General features: G+C 70.7%; 3 protein-coding genes. 1 reads left to right on the top strand and 2 read right to left on the bottom strand.

The genetic code is table 11. From position 1 onward, the window contains the following. Both G6030_RS12670 and G6030_RS12665 read right to left on the bottom strand, forming a co-directional pair. A partial coding sequence (locus G6030_RS12670; RefSeq protein ID WP_182643365.1) for a UPF0182 family protein occupies positions 1-2905 on the bottom strand: 2905 nt, incomplete at its 3' end. Between the two features lie 66 nt (positions 2906-2971). Continuing rightward, on the bottom strand, positions 2972-4033 hold the full coding sequence (locus tag G6030_RS12665; protein WP_007626658.1) for a S16 family serine protease: 1062 nt from the start codon (positions 4031-4033) through the stop codon (positions 2972-2974). A gap of 79 nt (positions 4034-4112) precedes the next feature. Here G6030_RS12665 and G6030_RS12660 point away from each other — a divergent pair. Continuing rightward, the coding region (locus G6030_RS12660) for a zinc-dependent metalloprotease (RefSeq protein WP_182643364.1) at positions 4113-4837 on the top strand (725 nt) is incomplete at its 3' end.

Here is a 4837-nt window from a genome sequence, read left to right as displayed (position 1 = left end):
CACCGCCGCCGGCGGGCGCGGACGGGCGCGGCGCCGTCCCCTCGGCGGGCCGCGACGCCCCACCCTCCGCCTCGGCTTCGGCCTGACCGGTCTCGTCGATACGCACGGCGTCGGGGTCCGTCTCGATACCGACCTGCTGCAGCGCCTCGTAGAGGGTGGGCGCGTAGCCAACGGCGCGGTCGTAGCTCACCATCACGCGGAGCAGACGCGGGAACGCCGAGTCCTGGTCCTTGCGCTGGGTGTAGATGGGCTCCACGTACAGCACGGAGTCGTTGGACAGCGGGAGCGCCAGCAGGTTGCCCTCGGTGATCTCGGCCGTCTCACCCCACAGCCGGCGGTCCTCGGCGATCGCGGGGGACGCGATCATGATGTCCTGAGCCTGATTGGGGCCCTGAGAGAGCGGCTCGGTGGGCCGCTGCACTCGCACGGTGATCTGCCCGTAGGTCTCGGGGTCCGAACTCGCCGACATGTGCGCGGCGAGGAATTCGCGCTCGTACCCCCGGAAGGCGGAGATCAGCTGGAACGACGGCTCGTCCGACTCCGGGTCCGTCGGGTCGGAGGTCACCACGTAGTACGGCGGCTGGGCCGGTCCGTCACGGTCGACGGTCTGGGCCCCGGCCGGACCACCGGCCGTCCCGGGGGCGGGAGCGGTCCCGGGACCGGCCGCCGGCGGGGTCTGCGGGTTCTGGATGGACGAGGTCACCGTGGGATCGGACGGCACGGACCAGAAGGCGTCGTTCGTGAAGAACTGGCCGGGGTCGTCGACCTGGTACTTGGCCAGCAACTCACGCTGCACCTTGAACAGGTCCTCCGGGTAGCGCAGGTGCTCGGAGAGCTCCTCGGAGATCGCCTCGCGCGGCTGCACGATGCCCGGCATCGCCTTCATCCACGTCTGAAGGACCGGATCCGACTCGTCGAACGCGTACAGGTCGACCGTGCCGTCATAGGCGTCGACGGTGGCCTTGACCGAGTTGCGGATGTAGGAGACCTCCTCGTCCGGCAGGACCCGACCACTCGCGTCGTTGAGGGAGTCCGAGGTCATGGCCTCCAGCGAGCTGAGCTCGGCGTACGGGTAGGTCTTGAGCGTCGTGTACCCGTCGACGATCCACTTGATGCGGCCGTCGATCACCGCCGGGTACGTGTTGGTGTCCGTGGTCAGCCACGGGGCCACCTTCTGCACCCGGTCCCGCGGGTCGCGGTCGTAGAGGATCTTCGACTCGTCTCCGATGAGGTTCGACAGGAGGATGTTCCGCTCGGCGAACTTCAGCGAATAGGCGATCCGGTTGACCCAGCCGCCGACGGGCACTCCGCCCTCACCGGTGTAGGTGTACTGGGTCGTGTCGGTGTCGTATTCGCGGGGGCCCTCGCCGTTGTCTCCGACGATCGCGTAGTCGGGATCCGACTGAGCGATGAGCGGGCCGAAGTAGGTCCGCGGCTGGGTGACCGGGATCATCATCTCCTGGCCACTGGAGATGGCCTCCAGGTCCGAGACCTGGAAGTTGGGGAGGCCGCCCCGGTCCGAGCCGGCGTCGTCGGCGATCTCGTTGACCCGGTTGGCCGGCGCCGCGACGAACCCGTTGCCGTGCGTGTAGACGGTGTGACGGTTGATCCAGTCGCGCTGGTTGGCCTGCAGGGACTGGGGATCGAGCTCACGCGCGGCCACGAGGAAGTCCTGCATCTCGCCGTCGATCGTGTAGCGGTCGATCCCCAGGGTCTCGGGGAAGCCGTAGAAGTTCCGCAGCTGGTGCAGCTGGGTGAATGTCGGCGACAGGACGTTCGGGTCCAACACCCGGACGTTGGACAGCGTGGTGATGTCCGTGGCCGCCTCGCGGGGGTTCGGGTCGGCCGCCCCCCAGTTGTCGATGTACGTGACCCGGTCCTCACCGATGTCGTACGCGGCGCGCGTCGCCTCGATGTTCCGGGCGATGTACTCCCGCTCCTTGACGGCGCGGTTGGGGTTGACCGAGAACTGCTCCACGGCCAGCGGCCAGGCCGACCCCACCACGAGAGCCGAGAAAAGGAGCAGGACCGTGGCCAGCGCGGGGATCCGCAGGTCCCGGATCACGATGGCGGAGAAGAACGCGACCGCACACACCAGGGCCACCGAGAACATGAAGATCTTGGCCGGCATGAGGGCGTTGACGTCGGTGTAGCTGGCGCCCGTGAACGTGGCGTTCTCGCTGAACAGCAGCTCGTACCGGTCGAGCCAGTACGCCGCCGCCTTGGCGAGGACGAAGAGGCCCGCCAGGCTCACCAGCTGGATGCGGGCCGCCCGGGTCAGCGCACCCTCGCGGGCGCCGGGCCGGAGACCGCCGAAGATGTAGTGCGTGAAGAGGTTGGCCAGGAATGCCAGCACGATGGCGACCATCAGCCACGTGACGATCGCGCGCCACATCGGCAACTCGAACGCGTAGAAGGAGATGTCGAGCCCGAACTGCGGGTCAGTCTCACCGAACGGCGTCGAGTTGACGAACGCGAGCACCGTCTGCCAGCCGGTCTGCGCGACCGAGCCGGCCAGGACGGCGAGCACGGCCGGGATCCAGAACACGGTCTTACCGGGCGAGGCGCCCATGGCCGCGCGGTACCGGGCCAGCGCGTCCGGCATCCCCGGCTGGGCGAGGAAGACGGGACGGGCGCGGTAGGCCAGCATGATGCCGGCGGTCACCGCCAGCCCCACCAGGAGGGCGACCACGACGAACACCCCGAGCCGCGTGAGCAGCTCGGTGCGGAACACGCTCGTGGCGTCGACGCTGCCGAACCACAGCCAGTCCGTATAGGCCGTGTTCAGCCGCGGTAGGACCTGGATGAGGAGGATGAGGACGACGACGGCGACGGCGACGGCCCGACCGCGACGCGAGATCGCGATCGGCCGACCTGGGGGGTTGCCGGGTGGGCGGACGGACACCTGGGATGCTCCTGCACTGCTGGGGCGGACATGCTCGTGGGCCCCACCTTACGGAAAACCCCCGCCTCAGCCGCAGGTCGGTGGCCGCCCCCCGGAAGCGGCCGTCTCCAGCGCCTCCACCGCGCCGCCCAGGGTCGACACCTCGATGAGCCGGATGCCCTCGGGAGGGTCCTGCACAGCCTCCGCACAGTTGGCGGCGGGCACGAGGAACTCGCTCACCCCGGCCTCGTGGGCGGCCCGGATCTTGTGCCGGATGCCGCCGATCGACCCGACCGTGCCGTCGGGCAGGATCGTGCCCGAGCCCGCGACCCGCGCCCCCCCGGTCGTCTCCCCCGGTGACAGCTTGTCCACGATCGCCAGCGCCAGCACCAGGCCCGCCGAGGGGCCGCCGACGCCGGGGTCCACCGTGATGTCCACGTCGGTGCCGTCCGCCGGGGAGTCACCGACCAGGATGCCCAGCCGGCCCTGCTCGGGATCGCCGTCCGGCCCGGCCGACTGCAACCTCGTCGTCGTCGACCCCTCCCTGCCGTCCCGGGTGTACCCGATCGTGATCTCGTCCCCCGCGCGGCGCTCGCCGACCCGCTCGACCACGGACGTGGCGTCCTCGACCGGCTCCCCGTCGATCGACGTCAACACGTCGCCCTCCTCCAGACGCCCCGCGACCGCGCCGTCGGGCTCCACCCCCTCGACGCGGGGCTGCATCGGGATCCCCAGATGGCGGTAGGCCGCCGCCTCGGCCGAGTTCTCCGACCCCACCATCTGCGCGGCGTTGGACTCACGCACCTCGTCGCGCGACCGGTCCGGCGGGAACACCTGGTCCCGCGGCACCACGACCTGGGCCGGATCCAGCCAGAAGCGCGCCGCGTCGACCAGTGTCAGACGGTCCCGCACCGCCACCGTCGTCATGAGCAGCGCCCCCGCGGTCTCGTCGGCCGGTCTGCCGACCACGTCGATCACCGGGACCCGCTCGACCTCACCGTCCTCGGTCTCCACCTCCGCCGCCCCGAACGTGTCATACGTGGGCCCCGGGCCCATCGACACCAGCGGGACGGTGGCCGACGTCGCGAGGACCAGCAACAGGACCGCCGGTACCAGCGCGGCGAGGACGGTGAAGAGGCGGCGGCTCACGGGGGCAAGGGTAGTCCGCGCCCCGCCGACACCGCGTCGCGGCCGGACCCCGCACCCCTGCACGCTGTACCGTTGTGGCATGAACCAGCCCTTCGGTTTCTCCGCTTCCGACGACGACGGGCGCGACGACGACCGGGACCGTAACCCCGGCGGATCGGGCGGCCCCGGTGGCTCCGGCGGCCCCGGCGGATTCGACCCCTCGCAGTTCGGCAACCTCGGCCAGATGCTCTCCCAGTTCGGGCAGATGCTCGGGTCCATGGGATCGGCCATGTCCGGCCCCGGCAGCTCGGGCCCCGTCAACTACCAGCTGGCGCGGACGGTCGCCCTGCAGGCGCTCGGCCGCACGCCCGTGATCACCGACTCCTCGCGCACCGCCGCCCAGGAGTCCGTCCGCCTCGCCGAACTGTGGCTCGACGACACCACCCTGTTCCCCTCCGGCGTCCACCGCACCGAGGCCTGGACCCCCCAGCAGTGGGTCGAGCAGTCCCTGCCCACTTGGGAGAAGATCTGCACCCCGGTCGCCGAGCAGATGAACTCCGCCACCAAGGGCGCCATGCCCGAGGAGGCCCGCCAGCTCGCCGGCCCACTGCTCGGCATGCTCGACCAGATGGGCGGCATGGGATTCGGCATGCAGCTCGGCCAGGGACTCGGCAAACTCGCCCCGGCCGTCCTCTTCTCCTCCGAGGTGGGCATCCCGTTCGGCGCCGACGGGGTGGCCGCCCTCTCGCCGGCCGCGATCGACGCGTTCGCCGACGAGCTGGAACTGCCCCGCCAGGAGGTCGTCGTGTTCCTCGCCGCGCGCGA

It is taken from the genome of Dietzia sp. E1 (assembly GCF_014145015.1).
Classification (GTDB): Bacteria; Actinomycetota; Actinomycetes; order Mycobacteriales; family Mycobacteriaceae; genus Dietzia; species Dietzia cinnamea_A.
The sequence above is the reverse complement of the archived record's forward strand: the minus strand, read 5'-3'. Positions and strand labels throughout refer to the sequence as shown.